The 23,150-nt window shown below is 71.3% G+C and carries 25 protein-coding genes and 2 tRNA genes; 8 read left to right on the top strand and 19 right to left on the bottom strand.

What is annotated here, in order from left to right; all coding sequences use genetic code 11:
- Positions 1–60 precede the first annotated feature (60 nt).
- Positions 61–1,122, bottom strand: coding sequence for a FecR domain-containing protein (locus Q7W82_RS11575; protein ID WP_242159881.1), 1,062 nt, complete (start codon positions 1,120–1,122; stop codon positions 61–63).
- Entirely contained in the window at positions 1,103–1,675 is a 573-nt protein-coding gene (locus Q7W82_RS11580) for a sigma-70 family RNA polymerase sigma factor (RefSeq protein ID WP_242159882.1), read from the bottom strand. The genes Q7W82_RS11575 and Q7W82_RS11580 overlap by 20 nt, the downstream gene beginning before the upstream one ends.
- Before the next feature lie 253 nt (positions 1,676–1,928).
- Here Q7W82_RS11580 and Q7W82_RS11585 point away from each other — a divergent pair, with 253 nt between their 5' ends.
- Together Q7W82_RS11585 and Q7W82_RS11590 are read left to right on the top strand one after the other, a co-directional pair.
- A complete protein-coding gene (locus Q7W82_RS11585) occupies positions 1,929–2,381 on the top strand; it encodes a hypothetical protein (protein ID WP_242159883.1) in 453 nt (150 codons plus the stop codon).
- Positions 2,378–2,902 carry a DUF4087 domain-containing protein gene (locus tag Q7W82_RS11590; protein ID WP_242159884.1) on the top strand — a complete coding sequence of 175 codons (525 nt, stop codon included), beginning with the start codon at positions 2,378–2,380 and terminating at the stop codon, positions 2,900–2,902. The genes Q7W82_RS11585 and Q7W82_RS11590 overlap by 4 nt, the downstream gene beginning before the upstream one ends.
- A gap of 144 nt (positions 2,903–3,046) precedes the next feature.
- On the opposite strand, the gene Q7W82_RS11595 is transcribed toward Q7W82_RS11590, so the two are convergent.
- From Q7W82_RS11595 to Q7W82_RS11605, 3 genes are all read right to left on the bottom strand, one after another.
- Positions 3,047–3,122, bottom strand: a tRNA-Gly gene (locus Q7W82_RS11595).
- Positions 3,123–3,249: 127 nt separating this feature from the next.
- Positions 3,250–4,371 carry a 4Fe-4S dicluster domain-containing protein gene (locus Q7W82_RS11600; protein WP_242159885.1) on the bottom strand — a complete coding sequence of 374 codons (1,122 nt, stop codon included), beginning with the start codon at positions 4,369–4,371 and terminating at the stop codon, positions 3,250–3,252.
- An 11-nt stretch (positions 4,372–4,382) separates the two neighbouring features.
- A complete protein-coding gene (locus Q7W82_RS11605; protein WP_242159886.1) occupies positions 4,383–4,691 on the bottom strand; it encodes a hypothetical protein in 309 nt (102 codons plus the stop codon).
- Between the two features lie 227 nt (positions 4,692–4,918).
- Between Q7W82_RS11605 and Q7W82_RS11610 the strand changes: the two genes are divergently transcribed.
- Together Q7W82_RS11610 and hemN are read left to right on the top strand one after the other, a co-directional pair.
- The gene (locus tag Q7W82_RS11610; protein WP_242159887.1) at positions 4,919–5,359 is read left to right on the top strand and encodes a group III truncated hemoglobin; all 441 of its coding nucleotides are present in this window, start codon (positions 4,919–4,921) and stop codon (positions 5,357–5,359) included.
- Positions 5,360–5,403: 44 nt separating this feature from the next.
- Positions 5,404–6,810 carry an oxygen-independent coproporphyrinogen III oxidase gene (gene hemN, locus Q7W82_RS11615; RefSeq protein ID WP_242159888.1) on the top strand — a complete coding sequence of 469 codons (1,407 nt, stop codon included), beginning with the start codon at positions 5,404–5,406 and terminating at the stop codon, positions 6,808–6,810.
- Between the two features lie 187 nt (positions 6,811–6,997).
- On the opposite strand, the gene Q7W82_RS11620 is transcribed toward hemN, so the two are convergent.
- Together Q7W82_RS11620 and Q7W82_RS11625 are read right to left on the bottom strand one after the other, a co-directional pair.
- A complete protein-coding gene (locus tag Q7W82_RS11620) occupies positions 6,998–7,228 on the bottom strand; it encodes a hypothetical protein (protein WP_242159889.1) in 231 nt (76 codons plus the stop codon).
- Between the two features lie 301 nt (positions 7,229–7,529).
- A tRNA-Leu gene (locus Q7W82_RS11625) sits at positions 7,530–7,616 on the bottom strand.
- 227 nt (positions 7,617–7,843) lie between these two features.
- Between Q7W82_RS11625 and Q7W82_RS11630 the strand changes: the two genes are divergently transcribed.
- Together Q7W82_RS11630 and Q7W82_RS11635 are read left to right on the top strand one after the other, a co-directional pair.
- Positions 7,844–8,494, top strand: coding sequence for an HAD-IB family phosphatase (locus tag Q7W82_RS11630; protein ID WP_242159890.1), 651 nt, complete (start codon positions 7,844–7,846; stop codon positions 8,492–8,494).
- Between the two features lie 5 nt (positions 8,495–8,499).
- Positions 8,500–9,972, top strand: coding sequence for an aminotransferase class III-fold pyridoxal phosphate-dependent enzyme (locus Q7W82_RS11635; protein WP_242159891.1), 1,473 nt, complete (start codon positions 8,500–8,502; stop codon positions 9,970–9,972).
- A 65-nt stretch (positions 9,973–10,037) separates the two neighbouring features.
- Here Q7W82_RS11635 and Q7W82_RS11640 read toward each other — a convergent pair whose 3' ends face one another.
- Positions 10,038–11,273 (bottom strand): beta-ketoacyl-[acyl-carrier-protein] synthase family protein, encoded by a 1,236-nt coding sequence (locus Q7W82_RS11640; protein WP_242159892.1) that lies wholly within the window; start codon positions 11,271–11,273, stop codon positions 10,038–10,040.
- Positions 11,274–11,279: 6 nt separating this feature from the next.
- Positions 11,280–11,552 (bottom strand): acyl carrier protein, encoded by a 273-nt coding sequence (locus Q7W82_RS11645; protein WP_160947413.1) that lies wholly within the window; start codon positions 11,550–11,552, stop codon positions 11,280–11,282.
- Between the two features lie 112 nt (positions 11,553–11,664).
- Between Q7W82_RS11645 and Q7W82_RS11650 the strand changes: the two genes are divergently transcribed.
- Complete coding sequence (locus Q7W82_RS11650; protein ID WP_242159893.1) at positions 11,665–12,732, top strand: GNAT family N-acetyltransferase; 1,068 nt, start codon at positions 11,665–11,667, stop codon at positions 12,730–12,732.
- A 1-nt stretch (position 12,733) separates the two neighbouring features.
- Positions 12,734–13,612, top strand: a complete 879-nt coding sequence (locus tag Q7W82_RS11655; RefSeq protein WP_242159894.1) for a hypothetical protein — start codon at positions 12,734–12,736, stop codon at positions 13,610–13,612.
- Between the two features lie 150 nt (positions 13,613–13,762).
- On the opposite strand, the gene Q7W82_RS11660 is transcribed toward Q7W82_RS11655, so the two are convergent.
- The 10 genes from Q7W82_RS11660 to Q7W82_RS11705 form a co-directional block, all read right to left on the bottom strand.
- Positions 13,763–15,016 carry a DegT/DnrJ/EryC1/StrS family aminotransferase gene (locus Q7W82_RS11660; protein WP_242159895.1) on the bottom strand — a complete coding sequence of 418 codons (1,254 nt, stop codon included), beginning with the start codon at positions 15,014–15,016 and terminating at the stop codon, positions 13,763–13,765.
- Entirely contained in the window at positions 15,006–15,404 is a 399-nt protein-coding gene (locus tag Q7W82_RS11665) for a DMT family transporter (RefSeq protein WP_152181106.1), read from the bottom strand. Before Q7W82_RS11665 ends, Q7W82_RS11660 begins: the two co-directional genes overlap by 11 nt.
- A complete protein-coding gene (locus tag Q7W82_RS11670) occupies positions 15,401–15,763 on the bottom strand; it encodes an EamA family transporter (protein ID WP_209246800.1) in 363 nt (120 codons plus the stop codon). The genes Q7W82_RS11665 and Q7W82_RS11670 overlap by 4 nt, the downstream gene beginning before the upstream one ends.
- Positions 15,763–16,590 carry an alpha/beta fold hydrolase gene (locus tag Q7W82_RS11675; RefSeq protein ID WP_242159896.1) on the bottom strand — a complete coding sequence of 276 codons (828 nt, stop codon included), beginning with the start codon at positions 16,588–16,590 and terminating at the stop codon, positions 15,763–15,765. Before Q7W82_RS11675 ends, Q7W82_RS11670 begins: the two co-directional genes overlap by 1 nt.
- Before the next feature lie 91 nt (positions 16,591–16,681).
- The gene (locus tag Q7W82_RS11680; protein ID WP_242159897.1) at positions 16,682–17,584 is read right to left on the bottom strand and encodes an HlyD family efflux transporter periplasmic adaptor subunit; all 903 of its coding nucleotides are present in this window, start codon (positions 17,582–17,584) and stop codon (positions 16,682–16,684) included.
- Entirely contained in the window at positions 17,581–18,345 is a 765-nt protein-coding gene (locus Q7W82_RS11685; RefSeq protein WP_242159898.1) for an ABC transporter ATP-binding protein, read from the bottom strand. The genes Q7W82_RS11680 and Q7W82_RS11685 overlap by 4 nt, the downstream gene beginning before the upstream one ends.
- A complete protein-coding gene (locus tag Q7W82_RS11690; RefSeq protein ID WP_242159899.1) occupies positions 18,342–19,475 on the bottom strand; it encodes an ABC transporter permease in 1,134 nt (377 codons plus the stop codon). Before Q7W82_RS11690 ends, Q7W82_RS11685 begins: the two co-directional genes overlap by 4 nt.
- Positions 19,475–20,905 (bottom strand): efflux transporter outer membrane subunit, encoded by a 1,431-nt coding sequence (locus Q7W82_RS11695; RefSeq protein WP_242159900.1) that lies wholly within the window; start codon positions 20,903–20,905, stop codon positions 19,475–19,477. The genes Q7W82_RS11690 and Q7W82_RS11695 overlap by 1 nt, the downstream gene beginning before the upstream one ends.
- A complete protein-coding gene (locus Q7W82_RS11700; RefSeq protein WP_242159901.1) occupies positions 20,902–22,323 on the bottom strand; it encodes a sensor histidine kinase in 1,422 nt (473 codons plus the stop codon). Before Q7W82_RS11700 ends, Q7W82_RS11695 begins: the two co-directional genes overlap by 4 nt.
- Positions 22,320–23,027: a response regulator gene (locus Q7W82_RS11705; RefSeq protein WP_242159902.1), complete on the bottom strand. Its 708-nt coding sequence runs from the start codon at positions 23,025–23,027 to the stop codon at positions 22,320–22,322. The genes Q7W82_RS11700 and Q7W82_RS11705 overlap by 4 nt, the downstream gene beginning before the upstream one ends.
- Positions 23,028–23,150 lie beyond the last annotated feature (123 nt).

The raw sequence follows: 23,150 nt of genomic DNA on the forward strand, positions 1-23,150 counted from the left end.
TCCTGGTGGCGCGACGGAACGGGGAGGGCGGCGCGCCGCTGCACGGCGCGGCCGCGACGGCTAACGCCTGTGCAGGATCACCGCTTCCGCATGCGATTCCATGCGCACCGGATACTCGCGTTCCAGCAGTCGCGCGAAGCCCTCCAGATCGTTCCAGCGGATGCTGCCGCTGATCCGCAGCGCGTGCAGCGCCGGATCGGCCAGCACCAGCGGCCGCCGGTTGAAGCGGTTGATCTCGGCCACCGCCTGCGGCAGCGTCACGTCGTCGAAACTCAGGTAGCCCTGGCGCCAGTCCAGTTGCCGCTCCGCCTCGGCGAGGCCGGCACGGTGAACGCGTGCGCCCTGCGGACCGGCCGTGGCGATGCTGCCGGCCGGCAGCAGCACGGCCTGGGTGTGGTCGGCGGCGCCGGGATCCTCCATGCGCACCAGGCCCTCGGTCACCACCACGCGCAGCGCGTCGCGGTCCTGGCGCACGTCGAAGCGGGTGCCGACCGCGACCACGCGGCGCGCGCCGCTCTGCACCACGAACGGCCGCGCCGGATCCTTGCGCACCGCGAAGAATGCCTCGCCCCGCTGCAGCACCACCCGGCGCGCCTGCGGCCCGATGCTGGCCTCGAGCAGGCTGTCGCTGCTCAGCGTCGCCTGCGAGCCATCGGCGAGGGTGACGGTGCGCAGTTCGCCGATCTCGGTGCGGTAGGCCTGGGCCGTCGGTGCCGCGGGCGTCAGCCCCAGGTACAGGCCGGCGGCAATGGCAACGCTGGCCGCGGTGCCGAGCGCGGCCAGCAGCCAGCCACGGCCGCGGGGCACGGCGCGCCGGTGCGTGCGGACCGAGCGCGCGACGGTCGGCACCTGCAGCGGCGGCGGGATCGACGGCCCCGGCGTCACCGCCAGACCGGTGCTCAAGCCGCGCGGCGCCGGTTGCCCGGCGGGAATGCCGGCGCCCAGCGCGCGCAGGCGCGCAGCTTCGTTCCAGGCCACGTCCAGGCGCAGGAACGCCACCCGGTGCGCGGTGGACGCCTCCAGCCATGCGTCGAGTTCGGCCTGATCCGCCTCGCTCCAGTTTCCGCTCTCGCGCCGCGTCAGCCACTGCGCGGCCAGCGCTTCAATCGCCCAGCTTTCCATCTTGCGGTTCCTGCACCACCACGGGCATCGGCGCGGCGGTCACCACCGCGCCATGGAAATGATCGGCGAGCAGGCGCACGCCCTTGGCCATGTGTTTTTCGACGGTCTTCTCGCTGATCCCCAGGCGCACCGCCACCTCCTTTTGCGAAAGTTCCTCCACCCGGCGCAGCCAGAGCACCTCGCGGCAGCGGTCCGGCAGCCGGTCCAGCGCGTGGGCCAGCCGCGCCAGCACCTGGCGGCCGCCGAGCCAGCGTTCCGGCGAGCGTTCTTCTATCAAGACGTTCAAGTCGTCCGGATTCCCCACCGCCTCGATGGAGACGATGCGGTTGCGCCTCACCCGGTCGGCCATCAGGTTGCGCGCGGTGGCGAACAGGAAGGCCTGCGGCGTGTCCGGCAAGGCGCGCCGCGCCGCTTCGTAGACGCGGGTGTAGACCTCCTGGCGCAGATCGTGGATTTCCTGCGGATGCGGCCAGCACCGCATCAGGTAGGCGACCAGCGCCGACTCGTGAATGAGGATGTGCTGGGCGAACCAGCGGTCCAGTTCATTGCGCATCGCGTCGCTCCCTGCAGGCGCGCCGCGCACGGCCGGCGCGGCGCAAGCGACGGGGCCGGCGCGTCGCTGCACCAGGCGGCGGCGTCGGTAATGCCAGGCAACCGCCGCAGCGGCAAAGCAGGGTGCGTCCTGTCACGCGCTTCTCCTTGAGCCGCTGCCATGGGGGAAGCGGCGGTCTGCTTCGTCTATTCCAGCACGGGCCGAAGCGATCGGCCCGCTCATCCCCTCTAGTTTCCCACCAAGGACCCGGCCAATGCACCTGCTGTCCCGTTTGCGTCACCACACCTTCGCCCTCCTGCTGTGCACGCTGCCGCTCGCCGGCGCCACGGCCGCCGCGCATGCGGAGCCGGCGCGGCCGGAGGTGGCCAAGCAGGTCAAGGCCTACGCCTCGGCCGATGGCGTCAAGGTGTCCACGCTGCGCTACGGGCCGCGCGAGCGCCAGCAGGCGTTGATCCAGGTCATCGATGCGGACAGCGCCCTCGATGGCAAGATCCTGCTCGCCAGCACCCGCACCACCGACAAGGACACCCGCTACACCGTGCAACTGGACGGGCGCCCCTACGTGCTGCTGATCGTCAGCGACGCTGCCGGCGAGCTGTACCTGCCGGGCACGCCGAAGCCGGCCTGGGTGCGCTACGACGCGGACCTGTCGGCGCAGAGCAACCCGGAGCACTACCTGACCGATTACCAGGAGCAGGCGCATTGACGCGCTGCGCCGGCGCGGTGCTCCGACGCCTGTCGCCGTCTCTCGGCAACGCCGGCGAACGCCACTTTGCGATGATGCCGGCCTCGTCATGCGATCCTGATGTCATGAAACCATCGCGGCCGGTTGCGCATTTCGCAAGCATGTGTGGCGCGGCTCTGGTCGCCGCGCTCAGCGTGTGCGCTGTCGCGCAGGCCGCGCCGCCGGCGGCGACCGCGACGCGCTGCGGCTGGTTCGACAATCCCTCGCCAGGCAACGCCACGCTCGTGGACAGGGACGGCGAATGGACGGTCGGCCAGCAGGGCGGGCATCAGGCCGACGGCACGTGGCCGACGTTTCCCCACGCGCGCTGGGTGGCGACCGGGACCGGCAGTGCCGGCTATGGCTGCGCCTGTCTGGAGGTACGCTCGCAAGACGACACCCGGGAGGTGATCACGATCGTGTCCGCCACAGTGCAGCCTTTGAAGACCTGCCGGCAGGACAAGGCGCTGCGGGGCAAGGAGCCGGAGAATCCGCTGAAATAAGGGTTCGCTTCGCGGCGGATTGCCGGAGCGGCGCTGATCCTGGCAGTGTTGCTGCAGCGTCCGCGGATCGCGGAAACGAAAAAAGGAGCCGAAGCTCCTTTTTTCAGTGGCTCACTCGCATCGCAGGAGGCAAGTGACGCAATTTGGAGCGGGAAACGAGACTCGAACTCGCGACCTCAACCTTGGCAAGGTTGCGCTCTACCAACTGAGCTATTCCCGCTTGGGAGCCGCGCATTCTACACGCCTGCCGGGGGCTGCGCTAGCCCTTCGTTGCAAAAAAAAGTCCGAGGCGGGCCGCAGGCGGTTCCGCCGCGCCCAAGGAGCCGCGACCGTCGCCCCGGCCCGGCTCACGCCGCCAGCCACCACCACGCCAGCAACGCCACCAGCAAGGTCGCAGTGCCGCCCAGCAAGCGCGGCCGCCGCCACCAGCGCCGCGGCTGGCGGTCGATGGCATTGGCGCCGGCCCGGCGCAGCAGGCCGCGGGCGAACCCCTGACGATCCATGCTGCGGTCGCAGGCGTCGACGCAGGCGCCGCACGCGGTGCAGGCGTAATGCGCGCCGTTGCGTGGATCGATGCCGGCCGGGCAGGCCTGCACGCAGGCGTCGCAGGCCACGCAGTCGCCGAGTTGCTCGGCGCTGAACTTGGGCAGGGTGCCGGCATACGCGGCCAGCGCCTCGCCGCGGCTGCCGCCCTGGCCGGCGAGCTGGGCGATGCTGGCGCGCAAGGCATAGTCGCGGGCGGTGACCGGGTCGAGCAGGCGCCGCCCGCGCTGGGCGATGCTGCCGTGGCCGCGTTCGCGGGCGCCGCGCGGTTCGCCGCGCATCGCGTCGTAGCCGATCAGCGGCGTGTCGCGGTCGCACAGCAGCGGTTGCAGGCGCGCGTACGGACACAGGTAGCGGCAGGCCTGGCTGCGCAGGAAGCCGGCATTGCCCCAGGTGGCCAGCGCGTAGAACAGCACCCAGAACGTCTCCCAGCCGCTCCAGGCGAACGGATGCAGGCGCGCGACCAGGTCGGCAATCGGCACGAAGTAGCCGACGAAGCTGACCCCGGTCCACAGCGCCACGGTCGCCCACACCAGGTGCCGCGCCGCGGGCGGCCAGTCGGCGAAGCGGCGTTCGATCCAGGCGAAGGCATGGCTCCACACCGTCTGCGGACAGGCGAAGCCGCACCACAGGCGCCCGGCCAGGGTGGTGAACACCGCCAGGGCCGCGGCGGCGACGCCCAGGGCCAGCAGCAGCCAGCCGACGTCGTGCGGCCACAGGGTCCAGCCGAACAGGTCGAAGCGCCGCGCCGGCAGGTCCAGCAGCAGCGCCTGGCGGCTCTGCCAGTGCAGCCATGGCAGCAGGTAGAACGCGGCGAACAGCAGCCACAGCGCACTGCGGCGCAGCTGCGTGTAGCGATGCGGCGGCGCCGGGCAGGCTGCGCTGACGGGCGGGGTGACCAGGCGCAATGGAATGGGGCGGGGCATGCGCAGCCCGCTCAGGACAGCGGCGTGGCGTCGTCGCCGTGCGGCGCCGGACGCAACAGGAAGCCGGTCAGCAGGCTCGAGGCCAGCGTCGCCAGCCAGAACATGAAGAACCCCACCGTATAGCCCAGTTCGCGGCTCAGCTGGCGGCCGGGGAAGGTGATGTCGCGCAGCGCCAGCGGATCGACCAGGGCGAAGAACAACACGCTCATGGCCCCGGCGACCAGGAAGCTCGGCCACAGGATCACCCCCAGCCGCTGCACCAGCGGGCGCGGCGTGGCGGGATCGAGCGGGTCGAGCAGCGGATCGTCGGGAGACGCCATGACGGTGGATTCCATTGCGAAAGGAGGGTGCGGCATGCACCAAGGCAGCGGCGCCACACGTCGCCGCGCCTGCCAGCCGCCTGGCCGCCGATCCCCCGTCGACACCGGCGTCGGCGCATGCCGCAGCTGCAGACTAGGCAGCGCCGGCCGGCCCGACATTGATCCTGATCAAGGCCGTCGCGGTGGCGGCGTGGAGACTGGTGGGCGTCGAGCGACGCGGAGCCAGCATGCAGGACGAGATCGTGGGGATACCCTTGCCTGGGCCGGAACTTTGCAGCGAGGCCGAGGTGCGGGCCCTGGTCGAGGCGTTCTACCGTCGCGTGCGCGCCGATGCCGATCTGTCGACGGTGTTCGCCGCGCACATCGAGGACTGGGACGCGCACGAGCAGCAGCTGTGCGATTTCTGGTCGGCGATGCTGCGCGGAACCCGCCGCTTCCACGGTGCGCCGATGCCCCGGCACATGGCCATGCGCGAACTCAGCGCCCTGCTGTTCCAGCGCTGGCTGGGCCTGTTCCGCGCCACCACCGCCGAGCTGACCAACCAGCCGATGCGCCTGCTGGCCGACGACATCGCCCAGCGCATCGCCGAGACCTTCTGGCGCCGCCACCAGATGAGCTGGCGTCCGTTCGAGCCGGTGTCGCCGCTGCCGGCCGCGTGCGCGGATTGATCCAGGTCAAGGCGGCCGCGCCGGGCGCCGCGCATGCTGGATCCATGGACATCCTTACCGCGCCCGATCCCTCCGCCGCCTGGACCTTCGACGCCGACCTGCTGCGCCGCTACGACCGTCCCGGCCCGCGCTACACCTCGTACCCGACCGCGCCGCATTTCCAGACCGGCTTCGGCCCGGCGCAATTGTTCGCCGCGGTCCAGGCCAGCGATCCGCGGCGGCCGCTGTCGCTGTATGTGCACGTGCCGTTTTGCCGCAGTCCCTGTTTCTACTGCGGCTGCCACCGGGTGATCACCCGCGACCCGGAGCGCGGCCGCGCCTACGTGCAGCGGCTATTGCGCGAGGCGGCGATGATGGCGGCGTGTTTCGAGGGCGAGCGCGAGGTGGTGCAACTGCACCTGGGCGGCGGCACCCCCAACTTCCTCGCGCCGGCGTTGCTGGGCGAGCTGGTGCAGGGACTGCGTGGCCTGTTCCGCTTCAGCGAAGCGCCGGACCGCGAGATGTCCATCGAACTGGACCCGCGCACGGCGACGCCGCAGGACATCGCCGCACTGGCCGAACTGGGCTTCAACCGCGCCAGCCTCGGCATCCAGGATTTCGACCCACTGGTGCAGCAGGCGATCAACCGACGCCAGGGCGTGCACGAGACCCTGGACATCCTGCGCGCCTGCCGCGTGCACGGCATGCGCTCGGTCAACGTCGACCTGATCTACGGCCTGCCGCGGCAGACCCTGGAAGGGTTCAAGCAAACCCTGGAGACGGTGATCGCCGCGCGGCCGGACCGCCTGGCGGTCTACGGCTACGCGCACATGCCGCAGCTGTTCAAGGCGCAGCGGCGCATCGCCGACGCCGACCTGCCGGACGCCGAACAGAAGCTGGCATTGCTCGGCCTGGCAGTGCGCAGGCTGTCGGCGGCCGGTTACCAGTACATCGGCATGGACCACTTCGCGCTGCCGCAGGAAGACCTGGCGTGCGCACAGCGGCAAGGCAGCCTGCACCGCAACTTCATGGGCTACACCACCCACGCCGAGACCGACCTGCTGGGCCTGGGCGTCAGCGCGATCAGCCGCATCGGCGCCAGCTACAGCCAGAACCAGCGCGAGCTGCCGGCCTGGGAAGCGGCGGTGGACGCCGGCGACAGCCCGGTGCTGCGCGGCCTGCAGCTCAGCGCCGACGACGCCCTGCGCGCCGAGCTGATCCAGCAGCTGATGTGCCAGGGGCGGGTGGACGTGGCGGCGTTGGCGCAGCGCTACGGCATCGACTTCGCCAGCTATTTCCGCGAGGAACTGCGCGCGCTGGCGCCGCTCTGCGCGGACGGCCTGGCCGACGACCGCGACGGCGTGGTCCAGGCCACCGCGCGCGGCCGCCCGCTGCTGCGCCTGATCGCCATGTGCTTCGACCGCTACCTGCGCCAGCCCGACCAGCCGGCGCGCTATTCGCGCGCGATCTGAACGCGCCGCGCGTTTCGCTTGCCGTTGGCAACCCCGGTGCCGCCGTGGCGGCGGCGCCGGGGATTTTTCGGTGGGGTGGCGTTGCGATGGGATCCGACGTCAGTCCGCGATGAGTTGCCTACCCACTTTGTTTCGGGCGTTCAAGCTGGGCGGTGTCCTCGAGAGCGTCGTGCAACGGGTTTCAATCTCAATCCAAAGACCAGCGGATGCCCAGGTCGTCGGGATCGATATCCTTCTCTCTGAGCGCCGCGATGATGATGTACTCCAGGCTGTCGCGATCCGGTGCGCCATCTACTTCGTCCCGGATCATCTCGCCCAACTGTTTCTTTTCGTCGCGGGAAAGCGGGCCACTCCACGTGTCCCTGATGGATTGGGCGAACGCATGCGCATGCTTCTCTCTCTGGTAGGTCTCGTTCACTCGCTTCTCCCTAAGCAGCCGGCGTGGCTGGTGTCGCGAGGTTTTTAGCACGGTGCCGGCCAGAGCAATGCGATGCCTGTGCCTTGCGTTTCGACAGTTTGCGGGTCATTCCATAATCGGATGCGCCTTTCCGGCGGCATCGTTGGCTTAATGAGAGAGTGCAACCCTGCGCTTGGCAGTTCTTGTTGCACAGCCGGAATGTGGGACATCGCTCCGCGAGGCGAATCCGGCATTGTCGGGAGGAATGGCGCCCTGGACGGCACAGATGCGCTGCCGTTGGCGTGTTTGGCCTGCCAGTGAATGGTGCCCGGAGCCGGAATCGAACCGGCATGGGGTCGCCCCCGGCGGATTTTAAGTCCGATGCGTCTACCAGTTTCGCCATCCGGGCCTGGTGCGAGTAGGTTGCCCGATCGCGTCCGAATTGGGAACCGTGCCAGCGTCCCAAGCAAACCCAGGCGCAACGCGCAGCCCCGTACCACGCCCAATGTGAACGCTCCGCTTTCTTTCACCTCGCCGAAAGGAGTGCGAAAGACAGCGTGCCTAGGCTCTGCCCCCATCAGCCGGAGAGCCACCTTGCGCGCCCAATGGAACATCCTTTGCGATTTTGACGGTACCGTGTCCCTGCAGGACGTGACCGACAGCCTGCTCGAGCACCTCGGGCGCCCCGGTTGGCAGGCGCTGGAGGACGACTGGGTCGCCGGTCGGATCGGCGCCCGCGAATGCATGAGCAAGCAGGTCGCGCTGCTCGACGGCGACGTCGATGCGCTGCACCGGGTGCTGGATGCGGTGCGGATCGACCCGGCCTTCGTGCGCTTCGTCGCGCTGGCCGAGCGCCTGGGCATCCCGCTGAGCATCGTCAGCGACGGCCTGGACTACGGTATCGCCCGGATCCTCGCCCGCCACGGCCTGCACCATCTGCCCATCATCGCCAACCGCCTGCTGCGCACCGACGCCGGCGAATGGCGCATGGCCTCGCCGCATGCGCGGCCGGACTGCCCCAGCGGCACCTGCAAGTGCGCGGTCATGGCGCAGCAGCCGCCCGAGCGCGCCACCTTGCTGATCGGCGACGGCCGCTCCGATTTCTGCCTGGCCGGCAAGGCCGACCTGGTGTTCGCCAAGGACGGGCTGCTGCGCCATTGCCGCGCCAACGGGATCGCCCACTGCGCGATCACCGGTTTCGACGACGCCATCGCCCTGTTGCCCGACCTGGCCGTGCCGGCCACGGCCGCCGTGTCCTTCCCGCTTCCTGTCACCCAACGAGCCTGATCCCGATGAACCGGAATGTTTCGCTTTCCTCGCTCGCACCGCTGCATGGCGATGCCGCGCCCGATCCGGAGGCGCTGCTGCGCACCGGTGCCGACCACCAGCGCGCGCTGAGCGATGCGCAGATGCTGGCCGACGAGTCCCAGTACTGCTCCTACGGCGACACCGTGCACTACAGCGAGCCGCCGCGCATCTTCGGCCGTTGCGACGGCAGCTACCTGTACGACACCGAAGAGGTGCCGTACCTGGACCTGCAGATGTGGTACTCGGCGGTCAACTTCGGCTACGCCAATCCGCGCCTGAACCAGGCGCTGACCCGCCAGATCGAGACCCTGCCGCAGGTCGCCAGCCAGTACCTGCACCCGACCAAGATCGAGCTGGCCAAGACCATCGCGGTCGACGCCGAGCGCAAGTGGGGCCGCAAGGGCCGCGTGCACTTCAACGTCGGCGGCGCGCAGTCGGTGGAAGACTCGCTGAAGCTGGTGCGCAACGCCAGCGCCGGCAAGAGCCTGGTGTTCGCCTTCGAAGGCGGCTACCACGGCCGGACCCTCGGCGCCTCGGCGATCACTTCGTCGTACCGCTACCGCCGCCGCTTCGGCCATTTCGACCGCGCCCAGTTCATCGAATTCCCGTACCACTTCCGTGGCCCCAAGGGCATGTCCAAGGAAGAGTACGGCGAGCAGTGCGTGGCCAAGTTCGAGCGCCTGTTCGAGACCGAGTACAACGGCGTGTGGGATCCCAAGGCTGGGCAGTGCGAGTACGCGGCGTTCTACGTCGAGCCGATCCAGGGCACCGGCGGCTACGTGATCCCGCCGCCGAACTTCTTCACCGGCCTGAAGCGGGTGCTGGACAAGTACGGCATCCTGCTGGTGGTCGACGAGATCCAGATGGGCTTCTTCCGCACCGGCAAGCTGTGGGCGATCGAGCATTTCGGCGTGACCCCGGACGTGCTGGTGTTCGGCAAGGCGCTGACCAACGGCCTCAATCCGCTGGCCGGCATCTGGGCGCGCGAGGAGCTGATCAACCCGACCGTGTTCCCGCCGGGTTCGACCCACTCCACCTTCGCCTCCAACCCGCTGGGCACCGCGGTCGGCCTGGAGACCATGCGCATGCTGGCCGAGACCGACTACGAGTCCATGGTCATGGCCAAGGGCGCGCACTTCCTGGACGGTCTGCGCGACCTGCAGAAGCGTCACCCGGAAATCGGCGACGTCGACGGCCTGGGCCTGGCCCTGCGTGCGGAAATCTGCCAGGCGGACGGCTTCACGCCGAACCGCAAGCTGCTCGACACCATGGTCGACATGGGCCTGGAAGGCGAACTGCGCCACAACGGCAAGCGCATCGGCCTGATCCTGGACGTGGGCGGCTACTACAAGAACGTCATCACGCTGGCGCCGTCGCTGCACATCAGCCACGACGAGATCGACCTGGGCCTGTCCTTGCTGGACCAGTTGCTGACCCGCGCCAAGCAGGTCGCATGAGCCGGGCGGGAGACGACGCGCGCGGTTCGCGTTGCCTCCCGCCGTTCGCCGCGGCGGCGGGCGCTTCAGCCCGCCGCGCGCAGCGCGATCACCGCATTGAGTCCGCCGAAGGCGAAGGAATTGCTCAGCACCGCCTGCACGTGTCGGGCGCGCGCCTGGTTGGGCACGTAGTCCAGATCGCATTCCGGATCGGCATCGAGGAAGTTGGCCGTGGGCGGGACCTCCTGCTCGCGCAGCGCGCCGAGCGCCGCCACCAGTTCCAGCGCGCCGGCCGCACCGAGCGCATGGCCGTGCACCGCCTTGGTCGAACTCACCGCCAGCGCCTCCGCGTGCGCGCCGAATACCTGGCGCAGCGCTTGCGTCTCGCAGCGGTCGTTGGCCTGCGTGCCGGTGCCGTGGGCGTTGATGTAGTCGATCTGCTCCGGGGCCAGGCCGGCGTCCTGCAAGGCCAGGCGCATCGCCGTGGCGGCGCCGTCGATGCTGGGCGCGACGATGTCGCCGGCATCGGAGCTCATGCCGAATCCCGCCAGTTCCGCCAGCGGCAACGCGCCGCGGGCGGCGGCGTGCTCGGCGCTTTCCAGCACGAACATCCCGGCGCCTTCACCCAGCACCAGGCCGCTGCGCTGCGCGCAGAACGGCCGGCAGGTGTCGTCGCTGACCACGCGCATCGCTTCCCAGGCGCGGATCAGCGGCAGGCTCAGGCAGGCTTCGCTGCCGCCGGCGATGGCCACGTCGGCCAGGCCGTGACGGAGCATCAGCACGGCCTGGGCGAACGCGTGGTTGGCCGAGGCGCAGGCGCTGGACACGGCGAAGGCCGGGCCGCGCAGGCCGAAGGCGATGCTGATCTGGCTGGCCGGGGCGTTGGCCATGCTGCGCACGATGGTCAGCGGATGCAGGCGTTCGGCCTGGTCGCGGTACAGCCGGCGCGATTGCTCGTCGCGGCTGAGTTCGGCGCCGACGCCGGTGCCGACCACCACCGCGCAGCGCGTGCCGAGCGCGGCATCCACGGCCAGGCCGGATTGGGCGATCGCCTCGCGGGCGGCGACCAACGCCATCTGGGTCATGCGATCGAGCTGGCCCGGGGCGATGCCGCCGGTCTGCGTGGCGTCGGGCGCGAACCCGGGCAGGGTCGCGGCCAGGCGCATCTTCAGGGTGCTGAGCGGATCGGGCGAGGGCAGGGCGGCGATGCCGCTGCGGCCCTCGCGCATCGCGCTCCACAGCGCCGCGGCGCCGAGGCCGAGCGCGCTGACCGCGCCCATGCCGGTGATGACGACGCGCCGCGCGTGCGGAGAGGCGCCCATGGCGCGTCAGTGCGCCGGTTGCGCCGCGCTGGCCGCCTTGGCTGCCAGCGCGTCCTCGACCGCCTGCACCAGCTTGCCGAGCGAACCGTCGTCCAGGTTCGGGTCGCGCTGCGGGAAGGTGATGTCGAAGTGTTCCTCGATGTCGAACAGGATTTCGATGGCCTCGAGCGAATCCACGCCCAGGTCCTGCAGCTTGGCATCGGGGGTCAGGCGTGCCGGGTCGATCTCGCCATGCTTGGCGACGATGCTGTGGATTTGCGACTCGATGGACGGGGTCATGGCAGTGCTCCGCGAAATGAAGGGCCACCGTGCGGCGCCCGCCGCCGGTGGATCGCACGCTGCGGCCTGGGCCGCAGCATCCATTCTCCACGCTAGACGATCAATCTTGCAGATGCCTTTCGTCAACCAACTCGAGCCGCAGGCCTTGCAGCGGCAGTTCCTGCAGCACCCGCCGGCCGGTTTCCTGATCCAGCCCCTGGAGCACGGGGTGCCGGCCTTCGAGGCCGATTTCGACCTGCTCACCACCGCCGAGCCGGCGCTGCGCGCGAAGGTGGCGCGGCTGCCGCTGCAGCGGCTGTGGCAGCGCCTGCTGCGGCCGCGCACCAGCTTCGTCGGCAGCACCGTCAGCGAATACGCCTGGCTGCCGCGCGCGGCCGACCCGGCGCAGTTGCCGCGGCAATGGCGCGCGCAACTGGGGCGGAAACGCGCGCTGCTGATCGTCAAGGACGTGCCGCAGCGCTCGCCGCTGCTGGACGCCGCCGACAACGCCTGGGCGCAGGCTTTCCTGGATGCCTGCGAGCGCAACGGCTACGTGCTGTTGCGCGGACAGGCGCTGGCCTGGGTGCCGATCGACTTCGCCTCCACCGACGAGTACCTGGCGCGACTTTCGCGCGGGCGCCGGCGCAACATCCGCCGCAAGCTGCGCTCGCGCGCCGACCTGGAGATCGAGGTGCTGCCGACCGGCCCGGCCTTCGCCGACCCGGCGCTGCGCGCGCACTGCTATGCGCTGTACCAGGAGGTGTATGCGCAGAGCGAGATCCATTTCGACCTGCTCACCGCGCCGTTCTTCGACGCGCTGCTGACTGACGCCGCGTCGGGCGGGCAGGTGTTCGTGTACCGGCACCAGGGCCGCATCATCGGCTGGAACCTGTGCTACGTGCACGAAGGCCGGCTGCTGGACAAGTACATCGGCCTGCATTACCCGGACGCGCGCGAGCACAACCTGTACGCGCTGAGCTGGATCGAGAACCTCGACTACGCCTGCCGCCACGGCCTGACCGCCTATGTCGCCGGCTGGACCGATCCGGAAGTGAAGGCCCAGCTCGGCGCCAGCTTCACCTACACCTGGCATGCGGTATACCTGCGCAATCCGCTGCTGCGCGCCGTGCTGCGCCGATTGCGGCCGCTGTTCGAATCCGACGACGTCGGGCCGGCGGCCGATGCCGCCGAGGAGGACTGAGATGCGCACCCCGGTCCTGCTCGATCTCGATGATTCGCTGGGCGCGGTGCCTGACGCCTTGCGCTTGCCGCTGCGCGACTGGTGCGATGGCCTGCGCTTCGCCTGCTCGATGGCGCGGTTGCGCCGCTTCGGCGCGGCGCTGGAACAGGCGCTGCCGGCGCGGTACGGCACCGTGCTGCTGGGCAGCGGCGATTTCCATCACCTGAGCCTGCCGCTGATCGTGCGCCTGGCGCGGCGCGCGCAGGCGCCGTTGCGGGTGGTGGTGTTCGACAATCATCCGGACAACATGCGCTTCCCGTTCGGGGTGCACTGCGGCTCGTGGGTGCGGCGCATCGCCGCGCTGCCGCAGGTGGCGCAGGTGGAAGTGGCCGGCATCACCTCCGGCGACGTCGGCCCCGGCCATGCCTGGGAGAACCATCTGCTGCCGCTTTACCGGGGCAAGCTGCGCTACTGGTGCAGCGGCGTGGATGTGGGCTGGGCGCGACGGCTGGGCCTGGGCCAGGCGGTGCGCGGCTTCGCCAGCGTGAGCGAACTGAGCGACGCCTTCGTCGAACACCTGCGGCGCACGCCGATGCCGACCTATCTGTCGCTGGACAAGGACGTGCTGGATCCACAGGACGTGCGCACCAACTGGGACCAGGGCCAACTGCGCGTGCCGCAGCTGCTGCAGGCGATCGACGCGCTGCGCGGACAGGTGTGCGGCAGCGACATCACCGGCGAAGTCTCGCTCGCCCATTACCCGCAGTGGTGGAAGCGCAAGCTGGCGGCGCTGGACGCGCAGCCGGAACCATCGCCGGCGGATCTGTCGGCGTGGCAGGCGCAGCAGCATGCGTTGAACCTGCGGTTGCTGGCGGCGTTGGATGCGGCCAGCGTCGGCTAGCGCGGCCTTGTCTGTGTGTAGGAGCGGCTTCAGCCGCGAGAGGCGTTACCGGCAATGCCCTCGCGGCTGAAGCCGCTCCTACAGGACTCTTCCCTTCGTCACGAGCGGCGCATTGTCATCGCGACGCTGGCGAAGCCGCCCGTCGCTCGATCAAGCGCTCGGCGCAGCGGCATGCACCAGATCGACATGCAGCGGCGCCGGTCCGACTGTGGCGGCGCAGGCCGCCTGCAGCGTGGCCACGATGGTCTCGAAGCGCGCCTCGTCCAGCCAGGGGCTGTTGCTGATGCTCAGGCAGCGTGCGGCGAAGTCGCTGGCGTTGGGCATCGGCGTGCGCTCGACGATGCCGTCCAGGTAGTCGTAGTCGGGCAGGGCATGCACGAACGGCACCGCCACGCCGAGCCCGCGCGGCCACAGCGCGGCCAGCACCGATTCGCGCGCGGTCGCATCGGGCAGCAGCACCATCAGGATCGGCCAGCTGCCCTGGGCGCCGGGGGTATCGGCGATCACGGTCAGGCCGGGGATGCTGGCCAGGCGGGCGCTGCGGCGCCGACCCTGCTCGCGGATCTGCGCCAGGAATGCCGGCCAGCGCGCGCTGGCGCGCACGCCGACGCCTTCGCGCCAGGCGCCGACCGCGTGTTGGGCGATGGCCGTGCCGAAGCGGTCGCCGGCCGCGCCCACGCGGTCGCCGCGACGCAGTGCGCGGCGTACCGGTGCGCCGTACGCCCAGCGCAGTGGCTGCGGCCGGTACAGCGCCGCGTAGCCGAGCAGTTCCAGGCTGCGGCGCAGTTCCCAGCGCCAGTCGCGCTGGCCCAGGCGTGCGGCGGTGTCGGCCAGGCTGCGCTGCAGCGGCGCATGCCGCGACATCAGCAACCCGCCTTCGTAGAGGGTCAGGCCCTTGCCGGCGGCCAGGCTGCAGAAGCCGATGTCGCCGCCCAGGCCGGCCGGGCGGCCGTCGGGGTGCACGCCGCCCAGCGCCTGCGCCGCGTCCTCGATCAGCAACGCGCCGCAGCCTTCGGCGGCGCGGCGCAGCGGCGCCAGGTCGGTCAGGCGCCCGCCGAGGTGGGTGGCGATGATCGCCAGGGTGTCGCTGCCGCAGCGTTGTGCCAGTTGCACCGGGTCCAGCTCCAGCGAGCCGGGCAGCAGATCGCACAGCACCAGCTGCAGGCCGCAGTGCGCCACCGCCAACGCTACCAGCGGGCAGGTGTAGGCCGACACCAGCACCTGTCGGCGCCGGCTGGCCGCGGTCAGGGTGCGCAGGGCCACGATCAGCGCGGCGGTGCCGGAGCAGGTCAGCAGCGCCTGCGGCAGGCCGAGCGCAGTGGCCAGCCGCGTGCGCGGGCGGCCTGGCCACAGGTCCCGCCACTGCAGCGGCAGGCCCGCGGTCGGTGGCACCTCAATGCGCATCGGCGGGATCCGCGCGTTCGCCGATCGCCAGGCAGACGATGCCGCCGACGATCAGCGCCGCGCCCAGCGCCTGCAACAGGCCGATGTGCTCGTTGAACCACCAGGCCGACAGCAGCATCACGCTGACCACCTCCAGGTGCGAGGCGGCGAAGGCCGGGCCGATCGGTGCGTGCTCGAGCAGCTTCATCCAGGTGAAGAACGCACCGACGTAGCCCAGCAGCGCGGCGTACAGCCACGGGCTGCCGAGCAGGCGCAGCACCCAGGCCAGTTCGGCCTGTGGCGGAAACGCGTGGGTGCCCGCCAGCTTGAAGCCGATCTGGGCCAGCGTGTCGAAGCTCAGCAGCAGGGCGAAGCCCACCGCGTAGCGATGCAGCGGCGGCCGGCTCATGAGCCCAGCCCCACCACGGCCACGCCGGCGCTGACCAGGCAGATGCCGGCCACCTGCATGCGCCCGAGGCGTTCGCCGAACAGCCAGCGCCCGGCCAGCATGATCGCCACGATGTTGATCGAGCCCAGCAGCACGCCGCGGCCCAGCGGCACCAGCGACAGGAACGCGGTCCAGGCAAGGAATTCGAACACGTAGCAGGCCACGCCGAACCACAGCTGCGGCTGCCGCGCCATGCGCTGCCAGCGCGCCATGCCGGTACCCTGCGGGTGGCTGGCGACGTACTTGAAGGCCAACTGGCCGGCGGTGTCGAGCGCCACCGTCGCCAGCCAGATCGCCACCACCGAGCCGGTCATCGCCATCAGGCGGCGGCCTGCTGCGGGGTGGTGAGCGCCGCGAAGAACTGCGCCAGGCGCGCGCCGAGCACGCGCCGTTCGCGGTCCAGGGTGATCATGTGGTAGCTGTCGTGCAGCAGCAGCAGTTCGGTCGGCCCGGAGACGTTGGCGATCACCAGCCGCGCGTTGCGCAGGTCGGCGATGTCGTCCTCGGCCGCGTGCGCGACCAGGCACGGCGCGACGACCTTGGGCAGGTTGCGGCGCACGTCGCGCGAGAGCAGGTACATCTCGGCCAGGGCGTGCCAGGGGTTGCCGGGCAGGCCGGCGGCGCTGCTGTCGCCGCCGAGCATGGCGCTGCTGACCTGGGCGCGGATGCGCTCGTCGCGCAGGCCGTATGGCGGCTCTTCCAGGAACATGCGGCGCTTGCCGATGCCCAGGCGCTTGAACCACGGCAGCAGGAACGCCAGGCGCGCGCGCTTGGGGATGTTCCAGCCGTCGTAGCGGAAGGTGGCGCCGAGCACGCCGACGCCGTCCACCCACTGCGGCCGCTCCTGGGCCAGGCGCAACGCCAGCAGCGCGCCCATCGACAGCCCGGCCACGAACAGCCGGTCGACCTGCGGACGCATCCGCGCGGCGGCGGCCTCGACGCTGGCGTACCAATCGCGCCAGCTGGTGGCCAGCAGGTCGTCCTCGTCGCCGCAGTGGCCGGCCAGCTGCACGCCGTGGACGCTGAAGCCTTCGCGGTTCAGGCTCTTGCCGAGCAGGCGCATCTCGCTGGGCGTGCCGGTCAGGCCATGGATCAGCAGCACGCCGTTGCGGCCGCCTTCGAAGTGGAACTCGGCAGATTCGATCATTGGAATGGGCGCGGCTGCGCAGTCTCGGCAATCCGTGCAGGGTGGCCGCTGCGCGTTTCAGCAGCCTTTCGCCGCCGCCGCCGCGAACGGGTCAGTGCTTGGCCGCGGCCGGATTGCGGAAGCGTACCAGCACGCGCTGGCCAATGCGCAGGGTCGAGGGCTGGGTGAAGGCCAGGACGCAGGCCACGCTGCGGTCGTTGCCGGCGGGCGTGGCGTCGTCGTGCAACTGGGTGGGGCCGTAGGCCGGCGCCAGCCAGCGCACCACCGCCTGGCCGAGCACGGTCTGGCGGCCGTCGTCGCTGATGACCTCGGCGGCCATGCCCGGAGTGACGCTGCCGGCATAGCTTTCGTTCAATTCGGCGCGGACCAGGCGCGGCGCGTCCGGCAGCAGGGTCAGCAGCGGCGCGTTGGCCTCGCTGCGTGCGCCGACCGCGGCCGACAGCTGCAGCACGCGCCCGGCGGCCGGCGCCTGCAGCCGGTACTGCGCGCGCTGCAGCTCGGCCGCGCGCACCTGCGCGTCGGCCAGGGCCGCATCGCTGCGTGCGGTGTCCAGTGCGTCGACCAGGCTCTGCACCGCGTCGCTGGCGTCGTCGGCGCTCTGGCCGTCGCTGGCGCCCAGGCGCGCGGCCTCGGCCAGCCGCCGCTGCTTCTGCTGGGCGCTTTGCAGGCGCTGCTGCAGCTGTTTCAAGTGGGTGGCCGCGGCCTGCGCGCGGGTGCGGGCGATGTCCAGGTCGACCGCGGCGGCGCGGTCGTCGCCGGCGACCAGCAAGGCCCCTTTCTGCACCGCGTCGCCCTCGTGCACCGGCACCTCGCGCAGGGTCGCGGCGACCGGCAGGCCGAGCTTGAGCACGCCGCCCTCCACGTCGATGCGGCCGCGCGCCACTGCCAGATAGGCGGCGGGGGCGGCGGCCAGCGCCGGGGCCGGCGTGCGGTCCGATGGCGCGCATGCGGCCAGCAGCAGGCTCAGCAGGGGCGCGGCGGCGAACGCTTTCATGGTGCGGGATTCCGTGAGGGCAGGGGCGAGGGCGGTGCGTTCACGCGGCGGTCGTCGAGGATGCGGCCGTCTTCCATCGACAGCACGCGGTCGGCGTGGCGGATCAGGCGCGGGTCGTGGCTCACGCACAGCACCATGGTGTTGTGGCGGCGCGCGATGCGGTGCAGCAGGTCGATCACGATCTGGCCGTTGCCGGCATCCAGCGCGCTGGTCGGTTCGTCGGCGAACAGCAGCGCCGGATGCTTGGCTAGCGCGCGGGCGATCGCCACGCGCTGCTTCTCGCCGCCGGACAGCTCGGCCGGACGCAGGTGCTGGCGGTGGGCGATGCCGACCTCGGCCAGCGCTTCTTCGGCGCGGCTGCGCACCTCGGCCGGGGCCAGGCCCATGTACTGCAGCGGCAGCCGCACCTGGTCCAGCGCGCACAGCGCCGGGAACAGGTTGAAGCCCTGGAAGATGAAGCCGGTGTGGCGCAGGCGGAACTGCTCCAGCGCGGTGGCGCCGAGCGTGCCCAGTTCCTCGCCCAGCGCCAGCACCTGGCCGGCGTCGGCGCGCTGCAGGCCGCTGAGGATCGACAGCAGGGTGCTCTTGCCGCAGCCGGACGGGCCGGAGATCAGGGTCAGCTCGCCCGGCCACACCTGCAGCGCCACGTCGCGCAGTACCGGCGTGCGCACGCTGCCGGAGACGAAGCTCTTGCACAGGCCGCTGCCGCTGAGCGTGGCGGCGGCCGGGTGCAGCGCGGCGGGGGCGACGATGCGGCTCATCGCAGCAGCAACGCCGGATCGGCGCGGCGCAGCCCGCGCAGCGCGGCCAGGGCCGAGACCACGGTCAGCAGCATCACCGCGCACACGCACAGGCCCCAGCCGCTGGCGTTGAACGCCACCGGCACGTCGTGCGCACGGGCCAGCGCGACCAGCGCCGCGCCCAGCGCGCTGGCGCCGATCAGGCCCAGCGCGCCGACCCAGGCGGCCTGTTCCAGCACCACCCAGCGCAGGTTGCGCATGCTCACGCCCAGCGCGTTGAGCGTGGCGTATTCGCGCGCGGCGCCGAGCACGGTGCCGAGCAGGGTCTGGCTGGTGATGGCCACGCCGACCAGCAGCACGATGCCGCCGAGGAACAGCACGCCGGAGCCGGCGCCGGTGTCGAACATCCAGAACAGGATGCTGCGCCGGGCGAAATCGTCGGCGCTCCAGGCTTCCACGCGCGGCCGCGTGACAGCGTTGTCGATCGCCTGCGCCACCGCCTGCGGGTCGGCGCCGGGGCGCAGCCTGGCCACCATGTAGGTCGGCCAGTCCGGGTGCGCGGTGTCGCTGTTGAGCGCGCGCGCGGTGTCCAGCGAGGCCAGTACGTTGACCCCGCCCAGCGCGCGCAGGCCGCGGCCCACCCCGATCACCCGCACGCGGTGGCCGTTGATGCGCGCGCTGCTGCCGACGCCGACGCCGAGCTTGTCCAGTTCCGCGCGGTCCACCACCACGGTGTCCGGCTCGCGCAGCGCCGCGCGCAGCGCCGGGCTGAGCAGGCGGGAGAACATCAGGCCACCATCGCGGGTGTCGATGCCGGAGATGTAGACCGACACCGCGCCGGTGTCGCCGGGGCCGCGCCAGTCGCCGTCGAACCAGATGAACGGCTCGATCTGCGCCACCCGCGGGTCCAGGTACAGCGGCGCGGCCGCGTCCGGATCGATGGCGCGGCCCTGGTCCACGCTCTGCGTGCCGGGATAGCCCAGCCACAGGTCGGCGTCGGAGCCGGAGACATAGACGCTGGCGCTGCCGAAGATGCCCAGCACCAGCGCGGTCTGCAGCAGCAGCAACAGGCTGGCGAAGCCCACCGATACCACCACCGGCAGGAAACGGCGCCACTCGTAGCGCAGGGTCTGGCGGGCCAGCGCGACCATCAGGGCTGCGCGCCTCTGCGGTCGCTGCCGTCGCCGGCGCCGGGGATCGGCGCGGTGGCGCTGCCCAGCGCCGTGTGCAGGGCGACGTAGGCCAGATCGCGCTGGCGCTGCGCTTCCAGCAGTTCCAGTGCCGCCTGGTCGCGTGCGGCCTGCTGCGTGGCCACGTCCAGGTCGCTGCCCAGGCCCAGCCGCCGGCGCTGTTGCGCCACCTCGGCGACCTGCTGCTGCGCCTGCAGCACCTGCTGCTGGGTCTCGGTGTTGCGCCGCTGCTGCTCCAGCGTGGTCAGCGCAGTCTCGACCTCGTTGACCGCGTCCAGCACGGTCTGCCGGTAGGCCAGGGTGGCCGCTTCCAGCAGGTCGCCGCGCGCCTTGGCCCTGGCCTGGCGGATGCCCCAGTCGAACAGCGGGATGTCGATCACCGGGCCGAACGAGGCGATGCCGTGGGTGGCGGTGCGGCGGTGGCTCAGCAGGCTGGTCGACCAGCGGATCGCGCCGCCCAGGCCGATGCTGCCGTAGCGGTCGGCGCGGGCGATGCCCAGCGCGCCGGCGGCGCTGATCACCTCGGCCTCGTGCGCCGCGATGTCCGGGCGTCGCCGCAGCAGGTCGGCCGGCACGCTGTCGACCGCCGCAATCTGCAGTTGTCCCGGCGCGGTGGTGGCCGCGGCCGCGCTCCATGCCGGGTCGGGCGTATCGCGGCCCAGCAGCACCGCCAGGCGCCGCGCCGCGGCGGCGGCGGCATCGCGCGGCTCGTTCACCGCGCTCTGCGCCTGCAGCGCCGCGGCCTGCGCCTGCGCGGCGGTGGCCGGCGCGGCCAGATGCAGGTCGACCAGGGTCTGTTGCAGGCCAGCCTGGCGCTGGCGTGCGCTGGCGATGTCCTGCAGCAGGCGTTCGGCCTGCTGCGCGTGGCGCAGGTCGATCCAGTTGTGTGCCACGTCGGAGATCGTCGCCGCGCGCACCTGCGCAAGGTTGGCCTGGGCGCTCTGCAGGTCGCCGCGGGCGACGCGGTTGGTGGCTTCGCCGCGGCCGAACAGCGGCAGCTCCCACTCCGAATCGACACCCACGACCAGGAACGAGGCGCTGGCGTCCGGGTCGATCGGGTCCTCGGTGCGCGCGCGCAGCTGCGGCCGCAAGGTGGCGTCGGCGACCGCGTCCAGCCGCCGCGCCGCGCGCAGCCGTGCCAGCGCCTGGCCGACCTCGAGATCGTCCCGCAGCGCCTGCGCGACCAGCGCGTCGAGTTGCGGATCGTGGAAATCCTGCCACCAGGCGCTGCCCTGCGGACGCGGCGCGGCCGCCTGCGGCGTCGCGCTGCTCCACTGTGCGGGCAGCGACGGCTGGCGCAGGTCGGGGATGGGCTGGCTGGCGCAGCCAGCGAGCGCGAGCGCGGCGGCCAGCGCCAGCACGCCGGCCGGACAAACGCGGATCCGGCTCATGCCTGCGGCTCCGCGCCGGCCGGCAGGTCCAGCTCCGCACGCAAGCCGCCCAGCGCCGAGCGCCGGTAGCGCAGCGTGGCGTGGTGGCGGGCGGCGATGTTGGCGACGATCGCCAGGCCCAGGCCAGTGCCGCCTTCGGGCGCGTCCGGGGCACGGAAGAAGCGCTCGCCCAGGCGCGGCAGCAGGGCCTCGTCGATGCCGCTGCCGGCGTCGTCCACCGCCAGGCGCACGGCCTGCGGCTCGCGCCGCAGGCTCACCGTGACCACGCGGCCGGCGGCATGGCGGAAGGCGTTGTCCAGCAGGTTGTCGAGCAGCTCGCGCAGCGCATAGGCATCGGCGGCCACCCAGGTAGGCGTGTCGTCGTCGCCGCTGTCGTAGCCCAGGTCCACGCCGGCGTGCAGCGCGTCGGGGATGCGCTCGGCCAGGGCCTGCGGCAGCCATTGCGCCAGGTCCAGCGGCAGCAGCGGGCGGATGCTCTCGCGCGGCGCCTGGGTGCGGGTCAGCGCCAGCAACTGGGTGGAGGTGCGGGTGGCGCGGTCGGTCAGCTGGCGGATGTGCTGCAGCGCCTGAGCGGTGTCCCCCGGGCGTTGGCTGGCCTGGGCACGCTGCACGTGCATGCTCAGCCCGGCCAGCGGCGTGCGCAGCTGGTGTGCGGCGTCGGCGAGGAAGCGCTCCTGCAGCGCCATCATGTGCTTGAGGCGGCCGAGCAGGCCGTCGATGGCCTGGGTCAGCGGCAGGATCTCCACCGGGATGTCCGGCCCGGACACCGGGCTGAGGTCGCGCTGGCTGTCGTCGAGCCGGCGCACCGCCGGCTCCAGCATGCGCAGGCCGACCCGCACGCCGTGCCAGACCAGCACCAGCAGGGAGCAGGTGAGCAGCAGTTCGGTCGGCAGCATCAGCACCAGGATCTCGCGGGCGCGGCGATGGCGGTCGTCCAGGGTCTCGGCCACCGACACGGTGAGCCAGTCGCCCGGCTCCAGCGCCGAGGGCAGCAACAGGCTGGCCACGCGCACCGGCACGCCGTTGTCCATGCGGTCGTCGTACAGCATCACCCGGCCGATCTCGGCCGGATCCGGGTGCATCGGAATCGGCTGGGTACTGCCGCTGATCACCCCGTGGCGGCGGCTGTCCAGCTTGAAGAACACCCGGCCGTCGCTGCTGTACTCCAGCAGTTGCCGCGCCTGCAGGGTCAGCGGCATGCGCTCGCCGGGGTCGTTGACCGCGTTGGCCAGGCCCTGCGTGTCCTCCTTCAGGTCCATGTCGTGGACGTGATTGGTGTACTTGAGCATCAGCAGGTAGAACAGCGCCGACACCACCAGCATCAGCAGCACGGTCGGAATCAGCAGGAACGCCAGCAGTCGCTGGCGCAGGCTGGGATGGCGGTAGGCCGGCGCCTGCGCGGCAGTGGTCGCGCTCACTGCGGGATCTGTGCGTGGTCGGCGGCCGGTGAGGCGGCGCGCGACTCCTCCAGCAGGTAGCCCAGGCCGCGGATGGTGCGGATGCCGACGCCGGCGCCATGCAGCTTGCGCCGCAGGCGGTGCATGGAGATGTCCAGGCCGTTGTCGGTGATTTCGTGTTGCCAGTCGCACAGCGCCTCGGTCAACTGGCTGCGGCTGACCACGCGCCCGCTGCGCAGCAACAGGGTCTCCAGCAGCGCGAACTCGCGTGCGGTCAGGTCCAGCGGCTGGTCCTGCAGCCACACCCGGCGCCCGGCCAGGTTGATGCGCAGTTGCCCCAGCACCAGTTCCGGCACGCCGCCGCTGCTGCTGCGGCGCAGGAGCGCGCGGGTGCGGGCGAGGAACTCGGACAGTTCGAAGGGCTTGATCAGGTAGTCGTCGGCGCCCTGGTCGAGCGCGTGGATACGGTCTTCCACCGCGTCGCGCGCGGTCACCACCAGCACCGGGATCTCGTCGCGGCGGGCGCGCAGGCGCTGCAGCACCTGCAGCCCGTCGCGGCGCGGCAGGCCCAGGTCCAGGACCAGCAATTGATAGCTTTCGCTACCGAGCGCACGTTCGGCGGCGGCGCCGTCGCTGACATGGTCCACCACGTGCCCGCACTCGGCGAGCGAGTCGCGCAAGGCAACGGCAATGGACGTATCGTCTTCGGCAACCAGGATGCGCATGACGCGAATGCTTGCAACGGGGATGTGGGAAAACCGTCGTAATCGACGGCCGCGAAGTCAGTACGTTCACATACGTCGATGTAGCTTCGATGGAGACTGCATCCAGATTCTGCGATGCGGTGA

Source organism: Xanthomonas indica, assembly GCF_040529045.1.
GTDB classification, from domain to species: Bacteria; Pseudomonadota; Gammaproteobacteria; order Xanthomonadales; family Xanthomonadaceae; genus Xanthomonas_A; species Xanthomonas_A indica.

Bases quoted from the DNA above. Each gene is read 5' to 3' on its own strand.
- Q7W82_RS11665 (WP_152181106.1), bottom strand. From the start codon at position 15,404: ATGAGCCGGCCGCCGCTGCATCGCTACGCGGTGGGCTTCGCCCTGCTG.
- Q7W82_RS11660 (WP_242159895.1), bottom strand. From the start codon at position 15,016: ATGCGCATTGAGGTGCCACCGACCGCGGGCCTGCCGCTGCAGTGGCGG.
- Q7W82_RS11645 (WP_160947413.1), bottom strand. From the start codon at position 11,552: ATGACCCCGTCCATCGAGTCGCAAATCCACAGCATCGTCGCCAAGCAT.
- Q7W82_RS11675 (WP_242159896.1), bottom strand. From the start codon at position 16,590: ATGATCGAATCTGCCGAGTTCCACTTCGAAGGCGGCCGCAACGGCGTG.
- Q7W82_RS11635 (WP_242159891.1), top strand. From the start codon at position 8,500: ATGAACCGGAATGTTTCGCTTTCCTCGCTCGCACCGCTGCATGGCGAT.
- Q7W82_RS11610 (WP_242159887.1), top strand. From the start codon at position 4,919: ATGCAGGACGAGATCGTGGGGATACCCTTGCCTGGGCCGGAACTTTGC.
- Q7W82_RS11705 (WP_242159902.1), bottom strand. From the start codon at position 23,027: ATGCGCATCCTGGTTGCCGAAGACGATACGTCCATTGCCGTTGCCTTG.
- Q7W82_RS11640 (WP_242159892.1), bottom strand. From the start codon at position 11,273: ATGGGCGCCTCTCCGCACGCGCGGCGCGTCGTCATCACCGGCATGGGC.
- Q7W82_RS11655 (WP_242159894.1), top strand. From the start codon at position 12,734: ATGCGCACCCCGGTCCTGCTCGATCTCGATGATTCGCTGGGCGCGGTG.
- Q7W82_RS11695 (WP_242159900.1), bottom strand. From the start codon at position 20,905: ATGAGCCGGATCCGCGTTTGTCCGGCCGGCGTGCTGGCGCTGGCCGCC.
- Q7W82_RS11600 (WP_242159885.1), bottom strand. From the start codon at position 4,371: ATGCCCCGCCCCATTCCATTGCGCCTGGTCACCCCGCCCGTCAGCGCA.
- Q7W82_RS11605 (WP_242159886.1), bottom strand. From the start codon at position 4,691: ATGGCGTCTCCCGACGATCCGCTGCTCGACCCGCTCGATCCCGCCACG.
- Q7W82_RS11650 (WP_242159893.1), top strand. From the start codon at position 11,665: ATGCCTTTCGTCAACCAACTCGAGCCGCAGGCCTTGCAGCGGCAGTTC.
- Q7W82_RS11575 (WP_242159881.1), bottom strand. From the start codon at position 1,122: ATGGAAAGCTGGGCGATTGAAGCGCTGGCCGCGCAGTGGCTGACGCGG.
- Q7W82_RS11680 (WP_242159897.1), bottom strand. From the start codon at position 17,584: ATGAAAGCGTTCGCCGCCGCGCCCCTGCTGAGCCTGCTGCTGGCCGCA.
- hemN (WP_242159888.1), top strand. From the start codon at position 5,404: ATGGACATCCTTACCGCGCCCGATCCCTCCGCCGCCTGGACCTTCGAC.
- Q7W82_RS11670 (WP_209246800.1), bottom strand. From the start codon at position 15,763: ATGGCGATGACCGGCTCGGTGGTGGCGATCTGGCTGGCGACGGTGGCG.
- Q7W82_RS11685 (WP_242159898.1), bottom strand. From the start codon at position 18,345: ATGAGCCGCATCGTCGCCCCCGCCGCGCTGCACCCGGCCGCCGCCACG.
- Q7W82_RS11585 (WP_242159883.1), top strand. From the start codon at position 1,929: ATGCACCTGCTGTCCCGTTTGCGTCACCACACCTTCGCCCTCCTGCTG.
- Q7W82_RS11690 (WP_242159899.1), bottom strand. From the start codon at position 19,475: ATGGTCGCGCTGGCCCGCCAGACCCTGCGCTACGAGTGGCGCCGTTTC.
- Q7W82_RS11580 (WP_242159882.1), bottom strand. From the start codon at position 1,675: ATGCGCAATGAACTGGACCGCTGGTTCGCCCAGCACATCCTCATTCAC.